Annotated in this window: 1 protein-coding gene; it reads left to right on the plus strand. The window is 40.4% G+C overall.

All coding sequences use genetic code 11. The features are described 5' to 3' along the window. Positions 1-287 (plus strand): flagellar cap protein FliD N-terminal domain-containing protein (locus AAEY88_RS12915; RefSeq protein ID WP_350563029.1); only part of this gene is annotated, 287 nt, incomplete at both ends.

A 287-nucleotide genomic window follows, 5' to 3' on the forward strand; every position in this document is an offset into this window, starting at 1 on the left:
AGGTTATGGCATTAACAGCTACAGGTATTGGTTCAGGTCTTGATATTACAAATATCGTCAGTGTGCTTGTTGATGCTGAGAAAGCACCCAAAGAGGCATTATTTACTGAAACAGAAACTAAAATAGAGGCTAAGGTCTCTGCTATGGGCACCTTGAAAAGTAGTTTATCTACCTTTCAAGATGCAGCAGAAAAGCTTCAGAGTGGTGAGTTTTTAAATATTCGCACCGTCTCAACTGGAGATAGTGACTTTTTTACCGCTACCGCAGATCAATATTCACAACCCGGT

Origin of the sequence: Psychrobacter sp. CAL346-MNA-CIBAN-0220, assembly GCF_040309805.1 — a bacterium.
In the GTDB taxonomy this organism is placed as follows: domain Bacteria; phylum Pseudomonadota; class Gammaproteobacteria; order Pseudomonadales; family Moraxellaceae; genus Psychrobacter.